Source organism: Actinophytocola xinjiangensis (genome assembly GCF_001921215.1).
In the GTDB taxonomy this organism is placed as follows: domain Bacteria; phylum Actinomycetota; class Actinomycetes; order Mycobacteriales; family Pseudonocardiaceae; genus Actinophytocola; species Actinophytocola xinjiangensis.
The window spans coordinates 199,052-222,601 of the sequence record NZ_MSIF01000012.1; the positions used below are offsets into that span (position 1 = coordinate 199,052).

A 23,550-nucleotide genomic window follows, 5' to 3' on the forward strand; every position below is an offset into this window, starting at 1 on the left:
CCGCGCCCCACTCACCGAAAGAAGGAATGGACAGAGCCACGATGGCTAACTACACCACGGCCGACCTCAAGCGGCTCCGGGAGCTCACCGGCGCCGGCATGATGGCCTGCAAGAAGGCCCTCGACGAGGCCGACGGCGACTTCGACAAGGCCGTCGAGATCCTGCGCATCAAGGGCGCCAAGGACGTCGGCAAGCGGGCCGAGCGCACCACCGCCAACGGTCTGGTCGCCGCCGCCGCCGGGGTCATGGTCGAGCTGAACTGCGAGACCGACTTCGTCGCCAAGAACGCCGACTTCCAGGGCCTGGCCGACCGCGTCATCGCGGTCGCCAAGGACACCAAGCCGGCCGACCTGGACGCCCTGGCCTCGGCCGCGCTCGACGGTGGCACGGTCAGCGACGCCGTCCAGCAGCTCTCCGCCAAGATCGGCGAGAAGCTGGAGCTGCGTCGGGTCGTCGCCTACGACGGCCCGGTCGCGACCTACCTGCACCGCCGCGACCCCGACCTGCCGCCGACCGTCGGCGTGCTGGTCGAGTACACCGGTGATGACGCGGAGGCCGCTCGCGGCGCCGCCATGCAGATCGCGGCGATGAAGCCCCGGTACGTCACCCGTGACGAGATCCCCGAGGACGTCGTCGCCACCGAGCGGCGGATCGCCGAGGAGACCGCGCGCGAGGAGGGCAAGCCGGAGGCGGCGCTGCCCAAGATCGTCGAGGGCCGGGTCAACGGCTTCTACAAGGACTCGGTGCTCCTTGAGCAGTCGTCCGTGCAGGACTCCAAGAAGACCGTCAAGGCCCTCCTCGACGCCGCTGGCGTGACCGTCACCCGGTTCGCCCGCTTCGAGATCGGCCAGTCCTGACAGGGAAATCTCGATCCCGGGCAGTGCCCCGCCCTCGCGTTCGCCGAGGGCGGGGCACAGTCCTGTAGTCACTCGCACGCGAGAGAGGACGTCGTGATGGAAGGCCGCGGACACGGGTTCCGCCGGGTGTTGCTCAAACTGGGCGGTGAGATGTTCGGCGGCGGCGAGGTCGGCGTCGATCCGGACGTCGTGCAGACCGTGGCGCGCCAGATCGCCGAGGTCGTGCGGGACGGCGTACAGGTCTCGGTGGTGATCGGCGGCGGCAACTTCTTCCGTGGCGCCGAACTCTCCCAGCGGGGCATGGACCGGGACCGTGCCGACTACATGGCAATGCTCGGTACCGTGATGAACTGCCTGGCGTTGCAGGACTTCCTGGAGAAGCTCGGCATCGACACCCGGGTCCAGACCGCGATCACCATGGGTCAGGTCGCCGAGCCCTACATCCCGCGTCGTGCCGAGCGGCACCTGGAGAAGGGCCGGGTCGTGATCTTCGCCGGCGGCGTCGGCATGCCCTACTTCTCCACCGACACCGCGGCCGCCCAGCGAGCGCTGGAGATCGGCTGCGAGGTCGTCCTGATGGCCAAGTCGGTCGACGGGGTCTACACCGACGACCCCAAGACCACCCCGGACGCCGAGATGTTCGAGCACATCACGCACCGGGAGGTGTTGGAGCGCGGCCTGAACGTCGCCGACTCGACGGCGTTCAGCCTCTGCATGGACAACAACATGCCGATCATCGTCTTCAACCTGCTTGTCGAGGGGAACATCGCGCGCGCGGTGCGTGGTGAGAGGATCGGCACCGTCGTCAGCACTCCCGGGCAGCGCTGAGCCGCCGCCGGGAAGCCAACCACAGGAGCACGCTTTGATCGACGAGACACTCCTCGACGCCGAGGAGAAGATGGAAAAGGCCGTGTCGGTGGCCAAGGAGGAACTCGGCACGGTGCGGACCGGACGCGCGAACCCCGCGATGTTCGCGCGCATCGTCGTCGACTACTACGGTTCGCCGACCCCGCTCAACCAGATCGCCGGGGTCAGCATCCCCGAGGCCAGGATGGCCGTCGTCAAGCCCTACGACGTGAGTCAGCTCGCCGCTGTCGAGCGCGCGATCCGCGACTCCGACCTGGGGGTCAACCCGTCCAACGACGGCACGATCATCCGCGTGGTGATCCCGCAGCTGTCCGAGGAGCGTCGCCGCGAGATGGTCAAGGTGGCCAAGAGCAAGGGCGAGGACGCCAAGGTCTCCATCCGTAACGTGCGCCGCAAGGCCAACGAGGAGCTGCACCGCATCGCCAAGGAGGGCGAGGCCGGTGAGGACGAGGTCGGTCGCGCCGAGAAGGAGCTCCAGCAGGTCACCGACAAGTACGTCGCGCAGATCGAGGAGCTGGTCAAGCACAAGGAAGCCGAGCTGCTCGAGGTCTGAGCCAGCTCGATCGGGTGAATCATGACCAGCGACATGTCCAGTGGCATCACCAGCGACATCACCAGCGACATCACCAGCGACACGGCCAGTGAACTGGCCGATCCGCCCGCCGGCCCACCGGCGGCGCCGGCCGAGAGGAGCCGAGTGACGACCGGGTCCACACCCGACGGGTCATCGCCCGACCGGCCGTCGCGCGCGGAGCGTGCTGGACAGTCACCCACCGGGTCGTCCCCCGACGAGCCTCCGGCCGATCGTGGGGCCGCCGGGAACCCGGGGGAGCGGACGACGTCGCCAGCTGGTCAGGAGACCGGCGGGGCGTCGGCGGCCAAGGCCGCCGGGTCGCGGGCCGGGCGCAATGTGCCGGTGTCGATCGCCGTCGGGGTGGCGTTGGGGGCCACCGTGTTGGTGGCGTTGCTGACCGTGCGGCATGTTTTCGTCGGGGTGGTGGCGGTGGCGGTGGCCATCGGCACCGTGGAGTTGGCCGGGGCGCTGCGGCGGGCGGCGGACATCCGGATCGCGTTGCCGACGGTGTTGGTCGGCGGGCAGGCGATGGTGTGGCTGACCTGGCCGTTCGGTCTGGACGGGCTGCTGGCGGCCTTCGTGCTGACCGTGTTGGCGAGCATGGTGTGGCGTTTCCGCGGCGGGATCGACGGGTACGTGCGTGACCTGTCCGCGTCGGTGCTCGCGGCGGCCTATGTTCCGTTGCTGGCCTCGTTCGCGGCGATGTTGGTGTTGCCCGAGGACGGCGTGGACAGGGTGCTGTGCTTCCTGATCCTGGTCGTCTGTTCGGACACCGGCGGGTTCGCCGCCGGGGTGCTGTTCGGCAGGCACCCGATGTCGAAGGTGATCAGCCCGAGGAAGTCCTGGGAGGGTTTCGGCGGGTCGATGGTCGCCGGCATCACGGCGGGCGTGCTGTCGGTGACCCTGCTGCTGGAGGGCCAGTGGTGGCAGGGCGCCCTGTTCGGCGCGGCGCTGGTGCTCACGGCCACCATCGGCGATCTGGTCGAGTCGCTGATCAAGCGTGACCTCAAGATCAAGGACATGGGCACGTTGCTGCCCGGTCACGGTGGTCTGATGGATCGGCTGGACTCGCTGCTGCCCTCGGCTGTGGTGTCCTGGCTGCTGCTCAGCCTGTTCATCCCGGCCTGATTCCTGGTTTGCTGGAAGTGTGGGATTGATGTCCAGGGCGCGGGAGCGCATCGCCGCCGTGCGCCGGGGCGTTGACACGTTGCCGAGCCCGAACATCTGGCACTGGCCCGAGGTCTACGAGGTGGAGAACCGGGCCCAGGACGTCGACGGCGAGATCTGGCGGGTCCTCGCGGGCCTGGTCGACTGGACCGGCCGCGACGTCGCCGACGTCGGCTGCGGCGACGGTTTCCACCTGCCGAGGTTCGCCACGACGGCCCGCCGGGTGGTCGGTGTCGAACCGCATCCGCCGCTGGTCGAGCGGGCCAGGGCGAGGGTGGCGGAGCTGCCCACCGTCGAGGTGCTGGCCGGGGCGGCGCAACGGCTGCCGCTGCCGGACGCGAGCGTGGACGTGGTGCACGCCCGCACCGCCTACTTCTTCGGCCCGGGGTGTGAACCGGGCCTGGCCGAGGCCGATCGCGTGCTGCGGCCGGGCGGCCGCCTGGTGATCGTCGACCTGGACGTGCGGCACCGGCCCTACGGCGACTGGATGCTGGCCGACCTGCCGAGCTACGACCCCCGCGAGATCGACGAGTTCTTCGCGCGCCTCGGGTTCGGGATCAGGCACGTGCCGACGCTGTGGCGGTTCGACAGCCGCGCGCAGCTCTCGGCGGTGCTGCGGATCGAGTTCTCGGCGGCCGTGGCGGCGCGGGCGCTCACCGAGATCCCCGGCCTGACGGTGCCGGTCGGCTACCGCGTGCTGTACCGCGACAAGCCGACCGGCCTGGTCAGACCCTGACCGCACCGATCAGACGCCGATCAGTTGATCAGTCGGCGATCCGTGCGAACTGGTAGCGGGTCTGGCCGGTCTCGTCGCCGGAGTGCTGGCGGCCGACCATGACCTCGTAGTCGCCGGCCTTGGCGTAGCTGCCGCTCTCCCGCTGGGCCGGGGTCCAGCGGTAGGAGGCCAGCTCCACCGTTCGTCCCCAGGCGCTCAGGGTGGCGGTCGCGTACCGCGTCGAGCCGTTCTCGTCACCGGTGTGCTGGCGGCCGACCAGGACCTGGTCGGCGGGAGCCGTGAAGAACGAGTTGCTCTCCCGCTGGTCGGTGCTCCAGGTCGGCGCGCTGACCTGGGCCATCTGCCCGTCGATGAGGAGCAGGCCGCAGTAGTAGGTGGTGCTGCCGTTCTCGTCACCGGAGTGCGACTGGCCGAGCAGGACCTGGTTGGCGGGGCAGAGGACCGGGGTGCCCGAGGACTCCACCACAGTCTGGGTGTACCCGTCGATGACGATGGTCTCGGCGGCGGCCTCAGCCGCGGTCACCGTGACCAGCCCTGCGCAGGCGAGACCGACACCGACCAGGGCGCCGGCCCGTCTGGCCAAACGAGAGAAAAGCTTCACGAATCATCCTTTCGAAACAACTCAGCGTACAAACGCGATCACGCTAAGGCTTGGAGAGGTGATCCACCGGCTCGCGGGGCCGCACGGGTTCGAAGATCACCCGGCGGTGTGGTCTGGTCCGCTGGCCGACCGTCACGGTCGGCCAGCGGGTGGGGAACTACTCCTGTTCATCGTCGGTCGGCGCGGGTTCGGTTTCGCCGAGGAGGGTGTACAGCTCGCGGCGGGCGGTGTTGAGCACCTCGATCGCGCGCTTCTTCTGGCCCTCGGTGGCGGCGTTGGCGACCTGGACGGTCGCGCCCATCAGTTGGCCGATGGCGTCGCGCAGGGACACGTCCGTCGGGTCGACGTCCTGGGCGATCTGCTCCCACGGGGGGTTGCCCTCGTGTTTGGCGGCGGCCTGGCGGCCCTCGTCGGTCAGGGCGTAGTGGCGTTTGCTGCCGCTGCCCTCGGTGATCTCCACCAGGCCCTCGTCGGCCAGCAGCTGGAGGGTCGGGTAGACCGAGCCGGGGCTCGGGCGCCAGTACTGGCCGCTGCGTTCGGTGATCTCCTGGATCATCTCGTAGCCGTGCATCGGCCGTTCGGCCAGCAGGGCCAGGATCGCGGCGCGGACGTCGCCGCGGCGGCTGCGCCGGCCGGGGCCACGCCGGTGTCCCCGGCCTCGGGGCCCGCCGGGCTCGCCGAAGGACGGGCCGGGCGGCCAGCCGAACGGGGGGACCGGCGGCATCGGCGGGAACGGGCCGCGTGCCTGCGGCGGCGCGAACGGGCCGAACCCGCGCTGGCCGCCGAAGTGGCCGCCGGGCTCGTCGCCGAACGGGTGGCCGCCGGGCTCGCGGTGGCCGGGGTGCCGGTCGTGGTGTCGGCCGGGGTGAACGTGCTGGTCGTGCTCGTGGTGTCCAAAGCTGGGACGCATGATGTCCTCCTGTTGTCGATCATCGCGCTGTATCGCGATAGGTTTACGATATATCGGAACATGTCGCGATGCAACGTTATTCCGCGTGGTGGTCAACCCAGGAGGTCGCCAGACGACTGTGGGCGGGCCGGATGATCCGGCCCGCCCACAGGAACGCTGAGTGTGTCGTCGAGTCAGCCCTCGACCCAGCCGTGGTCGGTGGCCAGGGAGATCATGCTCCGCCTGACCTGCACGATCTGCTGCGCGGTGAGCGTCGGCACCGCCGCCAGCAGGGCCTCGGTGACCTCGGACGTCAGCTCGGAGTGCGACATGATGTCGCACATTCCGTCGTCGCTCCCGCCGTCGTCGTGGGAGTGGCTGGTGACGCGGGGCGCGGGCAGGGGCTGGTCGACGATCTGGACCCGGGAGGCCTTGAGTCCGCGCTGCCCCTCCTCGGCGACGAACTGCACCCTGGTGCCCGGCGTGAGCAGCCGCTTGTCGAAACTCAGGTCGTTCACGTGCAGGAAGACGTCCTCGCTGCCGGTGTCCGGGGCGACGAAGCCGTAACCCCGGGCCTCGTCGAATCGGATCACCTTGCCGGTCAACACTGCCATCTCCATAACCACACCACCCAATTCCAGGTTCTGCGAGCCTCGTGGCCGGTACCACCCGACCCGTGCTCCACTGAGCGCCCCACCGATTCGCTGATTCACCAGCCTACCCGGGCCTGTCCGACAGGCCACAAACTGTGCACGACCGGTCGCTGTCAGGGGCCGGCGGCCCGGTCGCGGGCTGGGTGAAGGGCACTTTCCGGTCATGGGACCATGGACGGTTGTGAAGTCCCTTCCGCTGGTCCTCGACGCGCCTCGGCGCGGGCTGCCGCCGTCGCACCTGGTGGATCTGTCCCCTGACGAACGCCGCGCGGCGGTCGTCGCGCTCGGCGAGAAACCGTTCCGTGCCAAGCAGTTGGAGAACCACTACTTCCGGCGCCTGAACGTCGACCCGGGCGCCATGACCGACATCCCGGCGGCCAGCCGCGACGAGCTGGTGCGCCAGCTGCTGCCCCAGCTGGTGACCGTCGTGCGCACGGTCAGCTGCGACGACGACCAGACCCGCAAGGCGCTGCTGCGCGCGCACGACGGCACGCTGATCGAGAGCGTCCTGATGCGCTACCCGGACCGCGCCACGGTGTGCGTGTCCAGCCAGGCCGGCTGCGGGATGGCGTGCCCGTTCTGCGCCACCGGCCAGGGCGGTCTGACCAGGAACCTGTCGACCGCCGAGATCGTCGAGCAGGTCCGCCTCGCCGCCGTCGCCGCCCGCGACGGTGACCTCGGCGGTGACCCGGTGCGGCTGTCCAACATCGTGTTCATGGGCATGGGTGAGCCGCTGGCCAACTATCGCCGGGTCGTGGAGGCCGTGCGCCGGATCACCGAGCCGGCGCCGCATGGCCTCGGCATCTCCCAGCGTTCGGTGACCGTGTCGACCGTCGGCCTGGCACCGGCGATCCGCAAGCTCGCCGACGAGCGGATGCAGGTCCGCCTCGCCGTCTCCCTGCACACCCCCGACGACGAACTGCGCGACACCCTGGTGCCGGTGAACAACCGCTGGTCGGTCGACGAGGTCCTGGAGGCCGCGCGGTACTACGCCGACGTCACCGGCCGCCGGGTGTCCATCGAGTACGCCCTGATCCGCGATGTCAACGACCAGCCGTGGCGGGCCGACCTGCTGGCGAAACGTTTGCGCCAGCACCTCAACCAGCTGGTGCACGTCAACGTCATCCCGCTGAACCCGACCCCCGGCAGCGAGTGGGACGCCGCGCCCAAGCCGGTGGAGCGCGAGTTCGTCCGCCGGGTCAACGAGGGCGGCGTGGCCTGCACGGTCCGCGACACCCGGGGCCAGGAGATCGCCGCCGCCTGCGGCCAACTCGCCGCCGAGGGCTGACCCGACTCACCCCTACGGCCTCACTTTCTCGCTGTCAGCGGTCGGCGAGGGTGACGTCCTTGGTCATGGTCTCGGTGCCTCGGAGGAAGGTGACCTTGACCTTGTCGCCCGGGGACAGGGACACCAGGACGGCGTTCAGTTCCGCGACGGTCGTGGTCGCGGTCTCGTTGAGTTTCGTGATGACGTCGCCGGCCTGGATGCCGGCTGCCGCCGCCGCGCCGCCGGGGGTGGCCTCGACGACGCCGACGCCGACGGGTTGGGCGTCGCGGTCGGCGACGGTTCTGGCGAGGATGTCCAGCGCCGCGCGGCCGGTGTCGGTCACCTTTCCGTCCCGCACGATCTGGTCGACGATCCGTTTGACCGTGTTGCTGGCGATGGCGAAGCCGATGCCTGGCGCGGCCCCGCCGAGTTCCTGGTCGGTGGCCGCCAGCGTCGGGATGCCGATCACCTGGTTGCTCATGTCGACCAGCGCACCGCCACTGTTGCCGGGGTTGATCGGCGCCGAGGTCTGGATCATGTCGGGAATCGTGGTGGCGGGTGAGGTCGCGGTGGCGGGTTCGGTGACGGTGCGGCCCATGGCCGACACGATGCCGTTGGACACGCTCGCTGACAGCCCCAGCGGGTTGCCCATGGCGAGCACCAGCTGACCGACGGCCAGCTTGCTGGAGTCCCCGAAGCTCGCCGGGCCGACCGGCAGGTCACCGTCCACTTTGATCACCGCGAGGTCCTCCGGCTGGTAGCTGGCCACCAGCGTCGCCGTGACCGGGTTACCGCCGGTCACGAAACTGACCTCGAAAGTGTTACTGGTCCCCACGACGTGGGCGTTGGTGACGATGTGGCCCTGGTCGTCGTACACCACGCCGGATCCCAGCCCGTCGGCGGTGTTGATCTGCACGATCGAGGGCAGCACCTTGTGCGCCACCTGCTCGAAGCTCTGCTCGGTGTCCGACGCCGGTTCGGCGGGAGCCGCGCCCGACGAGCCGCCCGATTCGCCCGATCCGTTCGAGTCGCCCGATGTGCAGCCGGCGAGCAGGACGCCGACGGCACCACACGACACCACGAACCGAATCCCTCTGCGCATGTCAGCGTCCCCTCGGGCCTCACCGGCTGGGTCAGCCCAGGGTCGCCCCGCGACGTCCTGGCCCGCAGCCGGAGACCGGGAAACCCACTCGAACAGGTGGCTGGGGCATGATGGGGCGGGTGAGCACCGACTCCGTGACCGGGGGCTACCTCAAGGGGCGGATCCGCCGGGAGGACATCCTCACCGCCGCCGTCGCCGTCTACGGGGAGGCCGGGTACCACGGGTCGTCGCTGCGGGAGGTCGCCAAACGTGCCGGGATCACCCACGCCGGGCTGCTCTACTACTTCCCGACGAAGGAAGCGCTGCTCGCGGCCGTGCTGGAGCGGCGTGACGCCGAGGACGCCGAGCGGGAGCACCTCGGGGCCCCGCCCGGCCTGGAGGTCCTGCGCAACCTGATCGCGCTGGCCGAGTACAACGTCGCCCATCCGGGGATCGTGGACCTGTACTCGCGGCTCGCGGCCGAGGCGGTGGCGCCCGACCATCCGGCGCACGACTACTTCGTGCGGCACTACCGGCTGGTGCGGACCTCGGCGTCGGAGTCGTTCCGGGTGTTGGCCGGGCGGGGGGAGTTGCGGGCGGGGATCGACCCGAGGGTCGCGGCGACGACGTTCGTCGCGTTGATGGACGGGTTGCAGGTGCAGTGGCTGACCACGCCGGACGAGGTGGACCTCGTCGCGACGTTGCGCCGCTACCTGGACAGCGTGCTCGCGTAGGGGTCCCAGGTCGCCGGCAGGGCCGGTGGGACCTCGACGCTGCTGGTCACCTCGACCGGGCGGTGGGCGGTCAGCGACTCGTCGATCGAGAGCATGGTGTCCAGCACGTGGTAGGCCACCTCGCCGGACGCACGCTCGGGGACACCGGCCCGGACCGCCCTGGCCAGTTCGAGCGCGCCGGTGCCCCGGGAGGCGCCGTGACCGGTCGGGGACAGCTCACGCGGCTCCTCGGACTCGGGCGTGTACAGCAGCGTGGTGCCGGTGAACGTGTTCGGGTCGGGGAGCACGGCCGCGCCCAGCGTGCCGGTGACCTCCAGGGTCACCCGGCGCAGCGCCGAGTCGAAGCTGAGCACCAGTTGGGCGGCGCCGCCGCGTTCGAACTCGACCAGCGCGCTGACCGTGGTCGGCACGGCGACCGGGAACTCGGTGCCGGCCCGGGGCCCCGAGCCGATGACCCGGGTCGCGCGGGTGGCGCCGCCGGCCGCGCTGACCCGGCCGACCGGTCCGAACAGCTGCACCAGCTCGGTCAGGTAGTAGGGGCCCATGTCCAGCAGCGGGCCGCCGCCGGCCGCGTAGAGGAACTCCGGCGCGGGGTGCCAGCTTTCCGGGCCGGGGGTCTGGAACACGGCCAGCGCGGCGCGCGGCTCGCCGATCCGGCCGGCGTCCACGGCCCGGCGCGCGGTCTGCAGACCGGCGCCGAGCACGGTGTCCGGCGCGCTGGCCACCCGCAGACCTTTCTCGCGTGCCCGGTCCAGCAGCTTGCGGCCGCTTTCCCGGTCCAGGGCGAGGGGTTTCTCGGCCCACACGTGTTTGCCGGCGTCGAGGGCGGCGAGCCCGACCTCGACGTGCGCGGCCGGGATCGTCAGGTTCACCACCAGCTCGATCTCCGGGTCGGCGAGCAGTTCGGCGACGCTGCCCGAGCGGGGGACGCCGTGGTTGGCGGCCTGGGTGTTGGCCCGCTCCAGGTCGAGGTCGGCGACCATGAGCACCCGCAGGTCGGGGAAGCTGGTCAGGTTCGTCAGGTACGTGTCGCTGATGACGCCGGCGCCGATGACGCCGACGCCGACCTGTCCGGTGCTCACCGCGTGCCCCCGTTCAGGTAGGCCCGGCTGGCGGCCAGGCCGTCGAAGATGTCCCCGGCGTACTGGTCGAACTCGACGACGCGCAGGGCGTCGGGCGCGGCGGCGAGCACGTTGGCGATCGGCATCCGGCCTTGGCCGGCGGGGACCTGGCCGGTGGCGTCGGTGGCCAGGTCGCCGTCCTTGACGTGCAGTGCGCGGACCCGGGAACCCAGGCGCCGCAACAGGTCCGGGGCGTCGGCGCCGCCGGCGGCTGCCCAGTAGGTGTCGACCTCCAGCACCACCTGGGGGTCGAGGTGGTCGACGAGCACCTCGAGTGCGGTGCGCCCGCCGAGCTGGATCTCCAGCTCCCACCAGTGGTTGTGGTAGCCGACGGTCAGGCCGTGGCCGGCGGCCAGTGCGGCGGCCTCGTTGAGTGCGGTCGCGGTGGCCGCCACGTCGGCCTCGGTCCGCCAGTGTTCGGCGGGCACGTGCGGTTCGATGACCAGCTCCACGCCGCACTCGGCGGCGGCGGCGAACACGGCGGGCTGGTCGGCGTCGACGAGCGCGGCGTGGGTGGTCGGGGCGGTGAGTCCGGCCGAGGTCAGGCCGGTGCGCAGGATCTGGGCGTGGTCGAGCAGCCGGAAGGGCTCGACCTGGGTGAACCCCAGGCCGGCCAGCCGGTCGAGGGTCTCGGTCGGCCGGTCCGCGAACGCCTCGCGGACCGAGTACAGCTGGACGGACAGATTGCTCATGCCAAACCCCCTGGCCTCGGCAGAGTGGGTGATGGGAGCGCTCCCATACATTTCTACCACGTGGTAGAAATTCACACCAGAGTCTTGCCGTGACCGCCCGCTCGGACCCCCGCCTCAGACCGCCGGGGCCAGCTCCAGCCGCCGTTCCCGGCGCAGCGTCGCCGCCAGCGCCAGCCAGCCCACCGCCGCGCCGCCGGTCATCGTGATCGCCATCGCCGGCCCGTTGTTGCCCAGCACCCCGACCAGCGGCGCGATCGCCGCGCCGAGCCCGAACTGGGTCGCCCCGAGCAGCGCCGCCGCCGTCCCGGCCGCCTCGCCGTGGCGCGACAACGCCAGCGCCGGGGCGTTGGGCAGCACGAACCCGATCGCGCCGAGCAGCACGAACAGCGGCACGACGAAACCGACCAGGCCGCCCGTTCCGGTCGCGGTCAGCACCACCAGCACCATGCCCGAGCCGACGGCCGCGCTCAGCGCGTGCAGCACGATCCGCGCCGGGGTCAGCCGGTTGAGCAGTACCACGTTGAACTGGGACGCCGCGATGATCGCGATCGCGCCGATGCCGAACACCAGCCCGAACTCCTGCTGGTCGAGCCCGTAGTGGTCCTGCAGCACGAACGACGAGCCGGACACGTAGGAGAACAGCGCCGACATCCCCAGCGCCGCCACCAGGGCCAGCACCACGAACTCACGGTCGAGCACCAGCGAGCGGTAGGTCGCCAGCACTGGCCGCAGCGCGCCCGTGCGGCGCCGGTGCGGCGGCAGCGTCTCCTTCAGCAGGAAGATCGCGACCAGGACCAGCACCACGCCGAGCGCGGCCAGCACCGCGAACACGCCCCGCCACGACCCGCGCAGCAGCACCGCCGCGCCCAGCGTCGGGGCCAGGATGGGCGCGACGCCCATCACCAGCATCAGCCTGGACAGCACGGTCGCCGCCGCGCGCCCGCTGAACAGGTCACGGACGACGGCCATCGCGACGACCATCGCCGCCGCCGCGCCGACACCCTGGAACAGGCGGAACACGCCGAGTACGGCCACGTTCGGCGCGACCAGGCACAGCACGGAGGACACGATGTGCAGCACCGTGCCGGCGATCAGCGGTAGCCGGCGGCCGACGGCGTCGGAGAGCGGGCCGACGATCAGCTGACCGAGTCCCAGGCCGAGCAGCGTTCCGGTGAGGGTGAGCTGCACGGCCGAGGACGTGGTCATCAGGTCGTCGGCGATGGCCGGCAACGCCGGCAGATACATGTCGATGGTCAGGGGACCGAGGGCGATCAACGCGCCGAGCACGAGGATCAGCCGGAGCCGGGCAAGCCCGGTCGGGGCTAACTCGCCGTCAGGCGCGGTGTCCGAAGTGGACTTTGTGGGCAGCGTGGCGTGCGCCATCAACGAGACCTTTCACAACAGGGAGAACCGTGGACAGACGCCGGTGTCTCCCTGGATCAGCAACCCGGTCCGGACGTTTGTTCCAAGATCCCAGGATGTGATTCGGTCTCAGGTGGGAGGAATCAGCGACGCCAGGCGGTGCGCTGCCGCACGCGCGACCAGACCAGGCCCGCGACCAGCGCGACGCCGATCCCGATCAGCCAGATCTGCTCGGTGGCGGCCACGTGGTTGCCGATGAAGGCCATCAGGAACATCGCGATCGCGGTGAACCAGCCGGCGATCTCACGGCCACGCGGGAACCGGCCGTGCCAACCCCACTCCGCGGACGGCTCCTCGTGGGGGTCGACCGCGTTCTTCGGCCGCTTCACCAGCTGTGCGCCTGCCACGTTCCCTCCCGGCACCCGAACATTCCTTGCCCGCACATGCTCCCACACCGCCCCGACCGGTCGCGCGCACCATCCGCGAGCCCCCCGCCGGCCATCGGGAACAATGTGCCCGGTGACCAGACGTACCGTCCTCGTTCTCGGTTCGACCGGCTCGGTGGGCGTCCAGGCACTGGACGTGCTGACCGCCAACCCGGACAGGTTCGAGGTGGTCGGCGTCGCGGCCGGCGGCGGGAACCCGCGGGCGCTGGCCGCGCAGGCGGTCACGAGCGGTGCGCGAGCGATCGCCGTGTCCCGCCCGACCGCCGCCGAGGACGTCGCGCTCGCCCTCTACGCCGAGGCCAAGAAGCGCGGCTACGAGTCCGGCGACTTCCCGATGCCGCGCATCCTCGCCGGCCAGGACGCGATCGGTGAGCTGATCGACAGCACCCCGGCCGACATCGTGCTCAACGCCATCACCGGCTCGATCGGCCTGGAGCCGACGCTGCGCGCGCTGGCCACCGGCTCGACGCTGGCGCTGGCCAACAAGGAGTCGCTGATCGCCGGCGGCCCGCTGGTGCTGCGCGCGGCGAAGCCGGGGCAGATCGTGCCGGTCGACTCCGAACACTCGGCGATCGCCCAGTGCCTGCGGGCCGGCTCGGCCGCCGAGGTCGAGCGGCTGGTGCTGACCGCGTCCGGCGGCCCGTTCCGTGGCCGCCGCGCCGAGGACCTGACCGACGTCACCGTCGCCGACGCCCTGGCCCACCCCACCTGGAACATGGGCCCGGTGGTCACGATCAACTCGGCGACCCTGGTCAACAAGGGCCTGGAGCTGATCGAGGCGCACCTGCTGTTCGGGGTGCCCTACGAGCGGATCGACGTCGTCGTCCACCCCCAGTCGATGATTCACTCGATGGTGGAGTTCGTGGACGGCTCGACCATCGCCCAGGCCAGCCCGCCGGACATGCGGCTGCCGATCGCGCTGGCGCTGGGCTGGCCCGACCGGGTCCCCGGCGCGGCCCGCCCCGCGCGCTTCGACACGGCCTCGGCCTGGACGTTCGAGCCGCTGGACGACGTGAACTTCCCCGCTGTCCGGCTGGCCAGGCAGGCCGGTGAGGCGGGCGGCTGCCTGCCGGCGATCTACAACGCCGCGAACGAGGAGGCGGTGGCGGCCTTCGTGGAAGGACACACCACCTTCACCGCCATTGTGGACACTGTGCACCGGGTACTTGACGACGCCGACGACTGGCGGACCGACCCGTCCGGCGTCGACGAGGTGCTCGCCGCCGAGACCTGGGCACGGGCCCAGGCCGGCAGGCGGCTCGGGGCGACAGCGCGGCTCGGCACGTCCGGGCGGGGAGAGGACTGACGGAACGTGCTCGTATGGATCCTGGGGATCATCCTCTTCGCGCTCGGAATCTGTATCTCGGTCGCCCTGCATGAGGCTGGTCACATGTGGGCGGCCAAGGCGTTCGGCATGCGGGTGCGCCGCTACTTCGTCGGCTTCGGCCCGACCCTGTGGTCCTTCCGCCGGGGCGAGACCGAGTACGGCCTCAAGGGCATCCCCTTCGGCGGCTTCTGCGACATCGCCGGCATGACCGCGATGGACGAGGTCACCCCGGAGGAGGCGCCCCGGGCCATGTGGCGCTTCGCCACGTGGAAACGCTTCGTGGTGATGGTGTCCGGTTCGATCACCCACTTCATCGTCGGCTTCGTCATCCTCTACCTGATGGCGGTCACCATGGGCCTGCCGAACACGGAGGTCAACACGGTCGCCGAGCCGCCGAGGGTGGCCACGGTCAACGACTGCGTGGTCGACAAGGGCTCCAGTTCCGCCGACGGCTGCGCGGCCGGCGCGCCGGCGCCCGCCAAGGACGCCGGCCTGCGCCCCGGTGACCTGGTGGTCTCTGTGGCCGGCACCCCCACGCCCACCTGGGGCGACATGGTGAAGAAGGTCGAGGGCCTGTCGGGCCCGACCGACTTCGAGGTCCGCCGGGGCGACCAGACCCTGAACCTGACGGTGGACGTCGCCCAGGTCACGGCCGCCAACGGCGGTAAGGCGGGTGCGATCGGCGTCACCGTCCAACTGCCGCCGGCGATGATCGCCTACAGCCCGCTGGACGGCTTCGGCGGTGCGATCAGCTACACCGGCGACATGTTCGTCGGCGTGTGGAACGGCCTGCTGGCGTTCCCGGAGAAGATCCCGAAGGTCATCGAGGCCATCGGCGGCGGGGAGCGGGACCCGGAGACCCCGGTCAGCGTGGTCGGCGCGTCCATCATCGGCGGCGACGCGGTGGAGCGCGGCATCTGGGAGCTGTTCCTGATCGTGCTGGCCACGCTGAACTTCTTCATCGGCGTGTTCAACCTGCTGCCGCTGCTGCCGCTGGACGGCGGGCACATCGCGGTCCTGTTCTACGAGAAGATCCGCGACTGGCTGCGCAAGCTGCGCGGCAAGCCCGCCGGCGGCCCGGTCGACTACAACCGGTTGTCGGCCGTCACCATGGTGTTCGTCCTGATCGGTGGTGCGGTGGTCGTATTGACCGTCACCGCTGACATTGTGAATCCGATCCGACTACCTCAGTAGCGATGAGCGCCCCGCGAGCATCGATCGTTAGGCTGAAAGCATGACCGAGAGCATCATGTTGGGAACGCCCACGCCGCCGCCGCTGCTGGCGGAGCGGCGCAAGACCCGACAGCTGATGGTCGGACGCGTGGGCGTCGGCAGCGATCACCCGGTCTCGGTGCAGTCGATGACCACGACGCTCACCGCCGACGTCAACGCGACGCTCCAGCAGATCGCCGAGCTGACCGCCGCCGGCTGTGACATCGTGCGGGTGGCCTGCCCGTCGGCCGACGACGCGCTGGCGCTGCCCGCGATCGCGGCGAAGTCGCAGATCCCGGTGATCGCCGACATCCACTTCCAGCCCAAGTACGTCTTCGCCGCCATCGAGGCGGGCTGCGCGGCGGTCCGGGTCAACCCGGGCAACATCAAGAAGTTCGACGACAAGGTCGCCGAGATCGCCCGGGCCGCCCGCGACCACGGCACCCCGATCCGCATCGGCGTCAACGCCGGCTCGCTGGACCCTCGGCTGATGGCCAAGCACGGCAGGGCCACCCCGGAGGCACTGGCCGAGTCGGCGCTGTGGGAGGCGTCGCTGTTCGCCGAGCACGACTTCCACGACCTGAAGATCTCGGTCAAGCACAACGACCCGGTGGTGATGATCCGGGCCTACGAGATCCTCGCCGAGCAGTGCGACTACCCGCTGCACCTGGGCGTCACCGAGGCCGGCCCGGCGTTCCAGGGCACGATCAAGTCGGCGGTGGCCTTCGGCGCGCTGCTGCGCCAGGGCATCGGCGACACGATCCGGGTGTCGCTGTCGGCGCCGCCGGTCGAGGAGGTCAAGGTCGGCACGCAGATCCTCCAGTCGCTGAACCTGCGCCCGCGCAAGCTGGAGATCGTGTCCTGCCCGTCCTGCGGGCGCGCCCAGGTCGACGTCTACAAGCTGGCCGACGAGGTGACCGCCGGGCTGGAGGGCATGGAGGTCCCGCTGCGGGTGGCCGTCATGGGCTGTGTGGTCAACGGCCCGGGGGAGGCCCGCGAGGCCGACCTCGGTGTCGCCTCCGGCAACGGCAAGGGCCAGATCTTCGTGAAGGGCCAGGTCATCAAGACCGTGCCCGAGCACCAGATCGTGGAGACGCTGATCGAGGAGGCCATGCGCATCGCCGAGGAGGCGGGCGAGACCGCCGGGTCGGCCGGCTCCCCGGTCGTCACCGTTTCCTGATTTCTGCCCTCAAGGGACACACCAGGCGTACTGGTGTGTCCCTTGACTGTCACTGGAGCCAGACTTCTGGCACGCTGGACGATGTGTTGCGGCTTGCTGGAGCGCGGCTGCTCGACGAGCGTGATCGAATGGCCGTGCGCGCGATGCTCACGGCGGATCCGGTCTCGTCCTGCATGGTCGCCTCGCGCATCGAGACCCTCGGCATGGACCCGTGGCGGCTGGGCGGTGAGCTGTGGGGCTGCGAGCCCCGCGGGTTCCGCGGCAGCCGCCTCGACTCGCTGTGCTTCGCCGGGTCGAACCTGATTCCGTTGCAGGGCAACCGGGCGGCGCTGCGCGCGTTCGCCGACCGGGCCCTGCGTCGCCGGCGGATGTGTTCGTCGGTGGTCGGGCCGGCCGAGCAGGTGCTCGGCCTGTGGGAGGAACTGGAACTGGACTGGGGGCCGGCCCGCGAGGTGCGGGCCGAACAGCCCCTGATGTCGATGGACCGCCCGGCGGCGATCACCGCCGATCCGCTGGTCCGGGCGGTGCACCCGGCGGAGCTGGACCGGTACCTGCCGGCGGCGATCGCGATGTTCATCGAGGAGGTCGGCGTCGACCCGCGCACCGGCGACGGTGGCGCGAGCTACCGGGCGCGGGTGGCGGAGCTGATCGCCGGCGGCCGCGCGTTCGCCCGGTTCGAGGGCGGCGAGGTGGTGTTCAAGGCGGAGATCGGCGCGCTGTCGAACACCGTCGGCCAGATCCAGGGCGTGTGGGTGCACCCGGACCGGCGTGGGCAGGGCCTCGGCTCCAGCGGCACGGCCGCGGTGGCCAACCGGCTGGTCTGCGGGCTGGGCCGGACGGCGAGCCTGTACGTCAACGGGTACAACGTGGTCGCCCAGGCCGCGTACAAGCGGATCGGCTTCGCCACGACCGGGCAGTACGCCACGGTGCTGTTCTGACGGTGCTGTTCCGGGTGTCGGTGTGCTCAGCCATACTCGCCGGGTGCGTGCCCTCCGTCTGATCCTGGCTGTGCTGCTCACGGCGTCGCTGGCCGGCTGTGGCCTGTTCGGTGACTCGGGGCCGGGGCCGGCCGACGCGGCCAGCGACTATCTCGGGGCGTTCGCGGCCGGCGACAACGCCCGGGCCGCCGGGGTGACCGATTCGCCCGAGTCGGCGCAGGCGCTGCTCGACGAGGTCCGGGCGAAGCTGTCGCCGGAGAAGGTGTCGGCCCAGCTGGGGAACGTGGCCGCCAACGAGGACGAGACGTCGGCGTGGGCGAACTTCGAGGTGGCGTGGGATTTCGGTCACGGCCGGGAGTGGCGGTACGGCGGCCGGATGGAGCTGCGGTCGCGCGACGGCGCGTGGCAGGTGCACTGGACCAGCAAGGTCGTGCATCCGGAGCTGCAGGCGCAGCAGTCGATCGCGTTGGAGAACGAGCAGCCCGACCTGGCGCCGGTGCTGGACCGGGACAGCGCACTGCTGATGTCCCCCGAGCACGTGGTGTCGGTGCTGCTGGAGCCGGCGAAGGCCGGTGACGTGCGGGCGGTGGCCGGGGCGCTGGCGACGTCGCTGGCCAGGTTCGACAGGGCGATCACCCAGAAGTCGATCCTCGACGGCGCGGCGAAGGCCAAGGAGGGCCAGCCCTACCAGGTGGTGACGCTGCGTGCCGGGGACTACGAACGGGTGAAGCCGAGGATCTACGACCTGCCGGGGGTGCGGTTCACGTCGTCGCCGAGGCTGCTGCCGGTCGACAAGGCGCTGGCGCCGACGGTGTTGCCGGGGGTGCGCAAGCTGGTCGAGGACGAGCTGATCGGCAAGTCGGGTTGGCGGGTGTACACGACCGACGTGTCGGGGGCGGAGGTCGCGGAGCTGCACGCCCAGCCTCCGCAGCCGGCGGAGGCCGCGCGGGTGACGTTGAGCCGGGCGGTGCAGGGCGCGGCGCAGGCGGCGCTGGCGGGGGAGCGCACGGCGTCGATGATCGTGGCGATGGAGGCGTCGAGCGGGGAGTTACTCGCGGTGGCGCAGAACCCGGTGGCCGACAAGGAGGGGCCGGTGGCGTTGACCGGCCGGTACCCGCCGGGGTCGACGTTCAAGATCGTGACCACCATCGCGGCGGTGGAGGAGGGCAAGGCGCGGCCGGACCAGCCGGTCGGTTGCCCGCCGACGGTGGTGATCGACGGTCGGGAGATTCCCAACAACGACCGTTTCGACAAGGGGACGCTGCCGCTGCACAGCGCGTTCGCCTACTCCTGCAACACGACGTTCGCCACGCTGGCGGCGGAGCTGCCCGCGTCCTCGATGACCGACGTGGCCCGCCGCCTCGGCCTGGGTGCCGATTTCGTCATGCCCGGCGCGACCACCGTCACCGGCTCGGTCCCACCGGCGACGAACGTGGTCGAACGCGCCGAGGACGCCATCGGCCAGGGAAAGGTCGTGGCGAGCCCGTTCGGCATGGCCCTGGTGGCCTCGACGGTGGCGTCCGGAACGATGCCCACCCCGAGCCTGCTGTCGGGTTCGGAGACCGAGAGCGACACGGAGAACCCGGACAAGGTCGACCAGGCGTTACTGACGTCGCTGCGGTCGATGATGGCCGAGGTGGTCGCGCTGACGCCCGCGCTCAAGCCCTACCCGGGCGTGCACGGGAAGACCGGCACGGCCCAGTTCGGCGACGGGAAGCGTTCGCACGGGTGGTTCGTCGGGTTCCGGGGGGACCTGGCGTTCGCGGTGCTGATCACCGATGCCGGCACCTCGGCCAAGGCGGTGACCGCGGCGACGAAGTTCCTCAACGGAGTCCGCTGAGGAACCCCCTGAACGCGGAGGCGGGGAGGACCAGCTGCCCGGCGGCGGGCTCCTTGGAGTCCCGTACCCGCGCCAGGCCCGGGGTTAACCGCACCTCGACACAGTTGTCACTCGCGGCTGAGCTGTAGCCGCTCTTGAACCAGCCGGTGTCACGCATCTCGGGTCTTGCGAAGCAGGGCCGAGAACGCCGAGGACGGGACGGACAGCTGTCCGTCGCTGGGGTTCTTGGAGTCACGGAGACGGGCGAGGGTGTCGGTTAACCGCACCTCGACGCAGTTGTCGCTGCCGGAAGTGCTGTGGCTGCTCTTGAGCCAGCCGGTGTCACGCATCTCGGGTCTTGCGAAGCAGGGCCGAGAACGCCGAGGACGGGACGGACAGCTGTCCGTCGCTGGGGTTCTTGGAGTCACGGAGACGGGCGAGGGTGTCGGTTAACCGCACCTCGACGCAGTTGTCGCCCCCGGACGAACTGCGGCTGCTCTTGAACCACCCGGTGTCACGCATGTCAACTCTCCTTCTCGATCCGGCGAATCAGCCTGGCAGAGCTGTCGCGGTCCAGCGCCAGATCCATGACGCTCCGGAAGGCACGCGACAGTGCGGCTGTGTCGGACTCCTGGTGGTAGTAGGTCGACGGGCCGAAGACGGACGGGAGGAAGCCTACGGGCTTTCCCTTGTCGCCGAACCCAAGCAGCGCGATCCCACCTCCGCGAGCCGGGTTGTCCACGGCTGTGTCAGGCAAGACGTGCACGTCCAGATTCTGCCGCTTCTCCAGGAGCGTGAGAATATGCCGACGTTGGTCGTGCATGACGTCGGGGTGGAAGCCGGCGCGCAGGGCGTTCTCGGTCACGATGAAGGACAGAGCCTTTGGCTCGGCGGCGTCCAACACTCGATCCTGCCTGTCAAGCCTGAACTTGATGCGTTGCTCACGCTCGCGATTCGAGGCGGGCCACCAGATGCCGTCACCACAATCGATGGTGGCGCGCACGTAGCCCAGTGACTGCAACAGACCTGGGACGAGGCCGAACTCGTAGGTTTCGATCTCGGTAGCGCTCATCTCCAGGTCGGCCAACCGCTGAAACGAGCCGGGAAGAAGGTCGGTGTAGGTCCTGTACTTCGGCCTCGCCCTGGCCAGCGCGCCCAGTTTGAGCGCGGTGTGGCGCTCTTCGCCGGTGACGCCGTACAGGTCAAGAAGGTTCGAGAGGTGGTCGATGGTGACGGTGAACTTGCCATCCTCCAGCTCGCCGATCCGTGTGCGTGCCTTCTTCACCACATGCGCTGCCTCCAGCTGGGACTTTCCGGCCTGCTCCCGGAGCCGCCGGAGCATGAGGCCCAGCTGGCGTCGCTCGAACGTCTGGCGGGCCTGAGCCATCTCTACTCGCTTTCACTCGAATGAACCTGGCTATCTGTCGTGCCATGTACCAAAATTTACCGTGCTGCACGAGGAAATATCTCGTGTCATGCGTAACTCTAGCCATGGAGGTTGTCACTGTGAGTATGGGTCTGTTTGGGCAGTCGGGCGTCTACCAGGAGTCCTGGGTGGAGATGCGTGCCGATGTCACCATGAGCTACGAAGTCGACCGGGACAACAAGATCGCCACCCTGACCTTCGGGTCGCGGAACGAGTACAGCCTTGCCATCGGGCTGCGTAATCTCGAACAGCTTCTCGAACTCGCGTCGGCGGCTCGGCTTGATCTCGTGGCCCACGCCGAGCGGGAACCGGTCCTGGAACGGTAGATCCGGTTCTGGCGCCCCGAATTTGCGTCGTAGGGTGGAACCCATGCCAGTTCGTGCACCGTTGCAGCCCGGCGTCCAGACCCCACGCCGGGCCGTTCCGTCCGTCATCGTGCGGCCGGAGTACGTCGACAAGCCAGCGCCCAAGCGCAACACCGAGCCCTGGGTGCAGACCGACGAGACCATCGAGGCCATGAGGGTCGCCGGGCGGATCGCCGCGCAAGCCCTCCAGGAAGGCGGCAAAGCCGTCAAACCGGGCGCGCTGACCGATGACATCGATGCCGTGGTGCACGAGTTCCTCCTCGACCACGGGGCCTATCCGTCGACCCTCGGTTACCGGGGATTCCCCAAATCGTGTTGCACGTCCCTCAATGAGGTGATTTGTCACGGGATTCCGGATTCGACGGTGATCGAGGACGGCGACATCGTCAACATCGATGTCACCGCCTACCTCGGCGGTGTCCACGGCGACACCAACGCGACGTTCCTCGCGGGGGACGTCCGCGACGAGGTCCGGCTGCTCGTGGAACGCACGCACGAGGCGACCATGCGGGCGATCAAGGCCGTCCGGCCGGGGCGCGCCCTCAACGTCATCGGCCGCGTGATCGAGTCCTACGCCAAGCGCTTCGACTACGGCGTCGTCCGCGACTTCACCGGGCACGGGATCGCCCGCTCGTTCCACAGCGGGCTGGTCATCCTGCACTACGAGGAGCCGTCGGTGGACACCGTGATCGAGAAGGGCATGACGTTCACCATCGAGCCGATGATCACCCTCGGCGGCATCGACTACGACATGTGGTCCGACGGCTGGACGGTCACCACCAAGGACAAGAGCTGGACCGCGCAGTTCGAGCACACCATGGTCGTCAACGACGACGGCGCGGAGATCCTCACCCTGCCGTGAGCAGCTCGCCGAGCACCTCCAGCACGGCCCGCGCCACCGGCTCCGGGTCGGCGGCCGGCGCGAGGTGGGTCGAGTCCAACACCCGGACCGGCCAGCCACGCGCCGTCGCCGCCTCGGCGTCGGCGGCGTAGGGCGCGGACAACGCGACATAGCCGGCGGGCCCGGTCCACGCGACGTCCGGGCGGGGCTCCTTGAGAAACGCCACCGGCACCTCGGGAGCCTCGTCGGCGATCTCCGAACGCAACTGTTCGTCGGCGACCAGTTCGGTCAGCGGATCCGCGTCGAACCAGCGCTGCCAACGCGGCAGCTGCCCCTCCCGCGCCATGCCCTTGAGCTGCCCGTACAACTCCGGCGGCGCGTTGTCCCGCCAACTCCGGCCCGGGGTCGGCAGCCCGGCGTCCACGAACACCAGCCCGGTGACCGTGTCCTCCAACGCGTCGGCGAACGCCGGCAACAGCGGGCCGGCGCCGCTGTGCCCGATCAGCACCACCTCGCCGGCCAACTCCTCCTCGCTCATCGCGTCGGCGAACGCGCCGAGCAGCACCTGGTGCACCGGCGGCGCGACCACACTGGGCCGCAGGTCCAACAACACCGCCGGATGCCCGTGCGCGGCCAGCGCGTCGGCCAACGGACGCAGGCTCGCCGGCCCCAGAAACGGGCTGTGCACCAGAACCGCGGTGAGCGGCGATACGGGGTCCACGTCCCCCACCCTCCTCGGCAGGGCGCCGTCAAAGTCGATCACCTGTGTGAGGGCGGGCACGACCTCTGGTTGATCATGTGATCGTCGCCGTCCCATGATCCAGTGCGAGCTCGCGCCTGCCGTGCCATCATCTCCGATCCCCGCGACATCCGATCGACTGGGGCGGTCACGCTGAGGACTGCCAACCGGGTGCCGGGTACGCCAGCACAGAAGTCGGCGCTTTGGCCTGGCGACCCGGGGCCGCTGTTCACGGCGACAACGAATGTCGGTGCTGCTGTGGCTTGGCGAACGGCAACCGTTGATCGCGGCGGCAACAGAGGTCGGCGCGGTGTTGGCCCGGCGTGCCGGGACCGCCGATCACGACCACAACAACCCGGCGCGGCCACAGCCGGCGAACCGGGGCCGCTGATCACGACCGCAACATCCTCGGCGCGGCCGTGGCCTGGCGTGCTGGGAGCGGTGAGGGCGTTGGGGTTGTCGGCGGGCCACGGTGGGGCAGGGCGCCAGCCCTGCCCCTTGAGCCCTGCTTCAGGGCGGCGGAGGCTCACGGGTCAAGAGGCCCACAGGTGAACACGAACCCAGACCCCAGCCCATGTCAGGGCCTCTTGAGGCGTGAGTGGCCGCCCGGACAATCCGCCGACAACCCCAACCCCACCCCGCACAAAACCCACCAC

Annotated in this window: 28 protein-coding genes; 15 read left to right on the forward strand and 13 right to left on the reverse strand. The window is 70.2% G+C overall.

The features are described 5' to 3' along the window. The first annotated feature begins 41 nt into the window (after positions 1-41). The 5 genes from tsf to BLA60_RS23925 all read left to right on the forward strand — a co-directional run bounded on the left by tsf (position 42) and on the right by BLA60_RS23925 (position 4,201). Positions 42-857: a translation elongation factor Ts gene (gene tsf / locus BLA60_RS23905; RefSeq protein ID WP_075135197.1), complete on the forward strand. Its 816-nt coding sequence runs from the start codon at positions 42-44 to the stop codon at positions 855-857. A gap of 96 nt (positions 858-953) precedes the next feature. Further along, positions 954-1,685, forward strand: a complete 732-nt coding sequence (gene pyrH, locus BLA60_RS23910) for a UMP kinase (RefSeq protein WP_075135198.1) — start codon at positions 954-956, stop codon at positions 1,683-1,685. 34 nt (positions 1,686-1,719) lie between these two features. Next, positions 1,720-2,277 carry a ribosome recycling factor gene (gene frr, locus BLA60_RS23915; protein ID WP_075135199.1) on the forward strand — a complete coding sequence of 186 codons (558 nt, stop codon included), beginning with the start codon at positions 1,720-1,722 and terminating at the stop codon, positions 2,275-2,277. 357 nt (positions 2,278-2,634) lie between these two features. After that, positions 2,635-3,426 carry a phosphatidate cytidylyltransferase gene (locus BLA60_RS23920; RefSeq protein ID WP_425427085.1) on the forward strand — a complete coding sequence of 264 codons (792 nt, stop codon included), beginning with the start codon at positions 2,635-2,637 and terminating at the stop codon, positions 3,424-3,426. 28 nt (positions 3,427-3,454) lie between these two features. Next, positions 3,455-4,201, forward strand: coding sequence for a class I SAM-dependent methyltransferase (locus BLA60_RS23925; RefSeq protein ID WP_075135200.1), 747 nt, complete (start codon positions 3,455-3,457; stop codon positions 4,199-4,201). Between the two features lie 28 nt (positions 4,202-4,229). Here the strand turns inward: BLA60_RS23925 and BLA60_RS23930 are convergent, their stop codons facing one another. The 3 genes from BLA60_RS23930 to BLA60_RS23940 all read right to left on the reverse strand — a co-directional run bounded on the left by BLA60_RS23930 (position 4,230) and on the right by BLA60_RS23940 (position 6,305). Then, positions 4,230-4,724 (reverse strand): hypothetical protein, encoded by a 495-nt coding sequence (locus BLA60_RS23930; RefSeq protein WP_245812113.1) that lies wholly within the window; start codon positions 4,722-4,724, stop codon positions 4,230-4,232. A gap of 235 nt (positions 4,725-4,959) precedes the next feature. Further along, complete coding sequence (locus tag BLA60_RS23935) at positions 4,960-5,712, reverse strand: PadR family transcriptional regulator (RefSeq protein WP_084735215.1); 753 nt, start codon at positions 5,710-5,712, stop codon at positions 4,960-4,962. A 173-nt stretch (positions 5,713-5,885) separates the two neighbouring features. Then, positions 5,886-6,305, reverse strand: coding sequence for a cold-shock protein (locus BLA60_RS23940; RefSeq protein ID WP_342744773.1), 420 nt, complete (start codon positions 6,303-6,305; stop codon positions 5,886-5,888). A 220-nt stretch (positions 6,306-6,525) separates the two neighbouring features. Between BLA60_RS23940 and rlmN the strand changes: the two genes are divergently transcribed. Beyond that, a complete protein-coding gene (rlmN, locus tag BLA60_RS23945) occupies positions 6,526-7,632 on the forward strand; it encodes a dual-specificity RNA methyltransferase RlmN (RefSeq protein WP_075135202.1) in 1,107 nt (368 codons plus the stop codon). Between the two features lie 34 nt (positions 7,633-7,666). Here the strand turns inward: rlmN and BLA60_RS23950 are convergent, their stop codons facing one another. Continuing rightward, positions 7,667-8,713: a S1C family serine protease gene (locus BLA60_RS23950; protein WP_075135203.1), complete on the reverse strand. Its 1,047-nt coding sequence runs from the start codon at positions 8,711-8,713 to the stop codon at positions 7,667-7,669. Between the two features lie 119 nt (positions 8,714-8,832). Between BLA60_RS23950 and BLA60_RS23955 the strand changes: the two genes are divergently transcribed. Beyond that, positions 8,833-9,426: a TetR/AcrR family transcriptional regulator gene (locus BLA60_RS23955; protein ID WP_245812114.1), complete on the forward strand. Its 594-nt coding sequence runs from the start codon at positions 8,833-8,835 to the stop codon at positions 9,424-9,426. On the opposite strand, the gene BLA60_RS23960 is transcribed toward BLA60_RS23955, so the two are convergent. The 4 genes from BLA60_RS23960 to BLA60_RS23975 form a co-directional block, all read right to left on the reverse strand. Beyond that, positions 9,402-10,508, reverse strand: a complete 1,107-nt coding sequence (locus BLA60_RS23960) for a Gfo/Idh/MocA family protein (RefSeq protein ID WP_075135204.1) — start codon at positions 10,506-10,508, stop codon at positions 9,402-9,404. The two genes, BLA60_RS23955 and BLA60_RS23960, sit on opposite strands and share 25 nt — an antisense overlap. Further along, positions 10,505-11,239, reverse strand: coding sequence for a sugar phosphate isomerase/epimerase family protein (locus BLA60_RS23965; RefSeq protein ID WP_075135205.1), 735 nt, complete (start codon positions 11,237-11,239; stop codon positions 10,505-10,507). Before BLA60_RS23965 ends, BLA60_RS23960 begins: the two co-directional genes overlap by 4 nt. A gap of 114 nt (positions 11,240-11,353) precedes the next feature. Beyond that, positions 11,354-12,622 carry a multidrug effflux MFS transporter gene (locus BLA60_RS23970; protein ID WP_075135206.1) on the reverse strand — a complete coding sequence of 423 codons (1,269 nt, stop codon included), beginning with the start codon at positions 12,620-12,622 and terminating at the stop codon, positions 11,354-11,356. Positions 12,623-12,744: 122 nt separating this feature from the next. Beyond that, a complete protein-coding gene (locus tag BLA60_RS23975; RefSeq protein ID WP_075135207.1) occupies positions 12,745-13,008 on the reverse strand; it encodes a DUF2631 domain-containing protein in 264 nt (87 codons plus the stop codon). A 103-nt stretch (positions 13,009-13,111) separates the two neighbouring features. On the opposite strand from BLA60_RS23975, the gene dxr reads away from it, so the two are divergent. From dxr to BLA60_RS46280, 5 genes are all read left to right on the forward strand, one after another. Further along, on the forward strand, positions 13,112-14,353 hold the full coding sequence (dxr, locus tag BLA60_RS23980; protein ID WP_075135208.1) for a 1-deoxy-D-xylulose-5-phosphate reductoisomerase: 1,242 nt from the start codon (positions 13,112-13,114) through the stop codon (positions 14,351-14,353). Positions 14,354-14,359: 6 nt separating this feature from the next. Next, on the forward strand, positions 14,360-15,568 hold the full coding sequence (locus tag BLA60_RS23985) for a M50 family metallopeptidase (protein WP_075135209.1): 1,209 nt from the start codon (positions 14,360-14,362) through the stop codon (positions 15,566-15,568). Positions 15,569-15,608: 40 nt separating this feature from the next. Beyond that, positions 15,609-16,766 carry a flavodoxin-dependent (E)-4-hydroxy-3-methylbut-2-enyl-diphosphate synthase gene (gene ispG, locus BLA60_RS23990; protein ID WP_075135210.1) on the forward strand — a complete coding sequence of 386 codons (1,158 nt, stop codon included), beginning with the start codon at positions 15,609-15,611 and terminating at the stop codon, positions 16,764-16,766. Positions 16,767-16,849: 83 nt separating this feature from the next. Then, on the forward strand, positions 16,850-17,704 hold the full coding sequence (locus BLA60_RS23995) for a GNAT family N-acetyltransferase (RefSeq protein WP_075135211.1): 855 nt from the start codon (positions 16,850-16,852) through the stop codon (positions 17,702-17,704). A 43-nt stretch (positions 17,705-17,747) separates the two neighbouring features. Next, positions 17,748-19,544, forward strand: coding sequence for a penicillin-binding transpeptidase domain-containing protein (locus BLA60_RS46280; protein WP_211288828.1), 1,797 nt, complete (start codon positions 17,748-17,750; stop codon positions 19,542-19,544). On the opposite strand, the gene BLA60_RS24005 is transcribed toward BLA60_RS46280, so the two are convergent. From BLA60_RS24005 to BLA60_RS24020, 4 genes are read right to left on the reverse strand one after another with little or no spacing between them, the layout of a single operon-like run. Beyond that, a complete protein-coding gene (locus BLA60_RS24005) occupies positions 19,528-19,701 on the reverse strand; it encodes a DUF397 domain-containing protein (RefSeq protein ID WP_075135212.1) in 174 nt (57 codons plus the stop codon). The genes BLA60_RS46280 and BLA60_RS24005 overlap by 17 nt on opposite strands. Next, positions 19,694-19,873 carry a DUF397 domain-containing protein gene (locus BLA60_RS24010; RefSeq protein ID WP_075135213.1) on the reverse strand — a complete coding sequence of 60 codons (180 nt, stop codon included), beginning with the start codon at positions 19,871-19,873 and terminating at the stop codon, positions 19,694-19,696. Before BLA60_RS24010 ends, BLA60_RS24005 begins: the two co-directional genes overlap by 8 nt. Beyond that, entirely contained in the window at positions 19,866-20,045 is a 180-nt protein-coding gene (locus BLA60_RS24015) for a DUF397 domain-containing protein (protein WP_075135214.1), read from the reverse strand. Before BLA60_RS24015 ends, BLA60_RS24010 begins: the two co-directional genes overlap by 8 nt. 1 nt (position 20,046) lies before the next feature. Next, positions 20,047-20,910: a helix-turn-helix domain-containing protein gene (locus tag BLA60_RS24020; RefSeq protein WP_075135215.1), complete on the reverse strand. Its 864-nt coding sequence runs from the start codon at positions 20,908-20,910 to the stop codon at positions 20,047-20,049. A 167-nt stretch (positions 20,911-21,077) separates the two neighbouring features. On the opposite strand from BLA60_RS24020, the gene BLA60_RS24025 reads away from it, so the two are divergent. Together BLA60_RS24025 and map are read left to right on the forward strand one after the other, a co-directional pair. Beyond that, the gene (locus BLA60_RS24025; RefSeq protein WP_154814543.1) at positions 21,078-21,275 is read left to right on the forward strand and encodes a hypothetical protein; all 198 of its coding nucleotides are present in this window, start codon (positions 21,078-21,080) and stop codon (positions 21,273-21,275) included. A 43-nt stretch (positions 21,276-21,318) separates the two neighbouring features. Then, complete coding sequence (gene map / locus BLA60_RS24030; protein ID WP_075135217.1) at positions 21,319-22,176, forward strand: type I methionyl aminopeptidase; 858 nt, start codon at positions 21,319-21,321, stop codon at positions 22,174-22,176. Here map and BLA60_RS24035 read toward each other — a convergent pair. Next, positions 22,163-22,876 (reverse strand): alpha/beta fold hydrolase, encoded by a 714-nt coding sequence (locus BLA60_RS24035; protein WP_075135276.1) that lies wholly within the window; start codon positions 22,874-22,876, stop codon positions 22,163-22,165. The genes map and BLA60_RS24035 overlap by 14 nt on opposite strands. A gap of 262 nt (positions 22,877-23,138) precedes the next feature. Here BLA60_RS24035 and BLA60_RS43540 point away from each other — a divergent pair, with 262 nt between their 5' ends. Next, complete coding sequence (locus tag BLA60_RS43540; protein WP_154814544.1) at positions 23,139-23,285, forward strand: hypothetical protein; 147 nt, start codon at positions 23,139-23,141, stop codon at positions 23,283-23,285. Positions 23,286-23,550 lie beyond the last annotated feature (265 nt).

Coding starts and splice junctions, on each gene's coding strand:
- tsf (WP_075135197.1), top strand. CDS start 42: ATGGCTAACTACACCACGGCCGACCTCAAGCGGCTCCGGGAGCTCACC.
- pyrH (WP_075135198.1), top strand. CDS start 954: ATGGAAGGCCGCGGACACGGGTTCCGCCGGGTGTTGCTCAAACTGGGC.
- BLA60_RS23925 (WP_075135200.1), top strand. CDS start 3,455: ATGTCCAGGGCGCGGGAGCGCATCGCCGCCGTGCGCCGGGGCGTTGAC.
- BLA60_RS23935 (WP_084735215.1), bottom strand. CDS start 5,712: ATGCGTCCCAGCTTTGGACACCACGAGCACGACCAGCACGTTCACCCC.
- BLA60_RS23940 (WP_342744773.1), bottom strand. CDS start 6,305: ATGGCAGTGTTGACCGGCAAGGTGATCCGATTCGACGAGGCCCGGGGT.
- BLA60_RS23950 (WP_075135203.1), bottom strand. CDS start 8,713: ATGCGCAGAGGGATTCGGTTCGTGGTGTCGTGTGGTGCCGTCGGCGTC.
- BLA60_RS23965 (WP_075135205.1), bottom strand. CDS start 11,239: ATGAGCAATCTGTCCGTCCAGCTGTACTCGGTCCGCGAGGCGTTCGCG.
- BLA60_RS23970 (WP_075135206.1), bottom strand. CDS start 12,622: ATGGCGCACGCCACGCTGCCCACAAAGTCCACTTCGGACACCGCGCCT.
- dxr (WP_075135208.1), top strand. CDS start 13,112: ATGTGCCCGGTGACCAGACGTACCGTCCTCGTTCTCGGTTCGACCGGC.
- ispG (WP_075135210.1), top strand. CDS start 15,609: ATGACCGAGAGCATCATGTTGGGAACGCCCACGCCGCCGCCGCTGCTG.
- BLA60_RS24005 (WP_075135212.1), bottom strand. CDS start 19,701: ATGCGTGACACCGGCTGGTTCAAGAGCGGCTACAGCTCAGCCGCGAGT.
- BLA60_RS24010 (WP_075135213.1), bottom strand. CDS start 19,873: ATGCGTGACACCGGCTGGCTCAAGAGCAGCCACAGCACTTCCGGCAGC.
- BLA60_RS24015 (WP_075135214.1), bottom strand. CDS start 20,045: ATGCGTGACACCGGGTGGTTCAAGAGCAGCCGCAGTTCGTCCGGGGGC.
- BLA60_RS24020 (WP_075135215.1), bottom strand. CDS start 20,910: ATGGCTCAGGCCCGCCAGACGTTCGAGCGACGCCAGCTGGGCCTCATG.
- map (WP_075135217.1), top strand. CDS start 21,319: ATGCCAGTTCGTGCACCGTTGCAGCCCGGCGTCCAGACCCCACGCCGG.
- BLA60_RS43540 (WP_154814544.1), top strand. CDS start 23,139: ATGTCGGTGCTGCTGTGGCTTGGCGAACGGCAACCGTTGATCGCGGCG.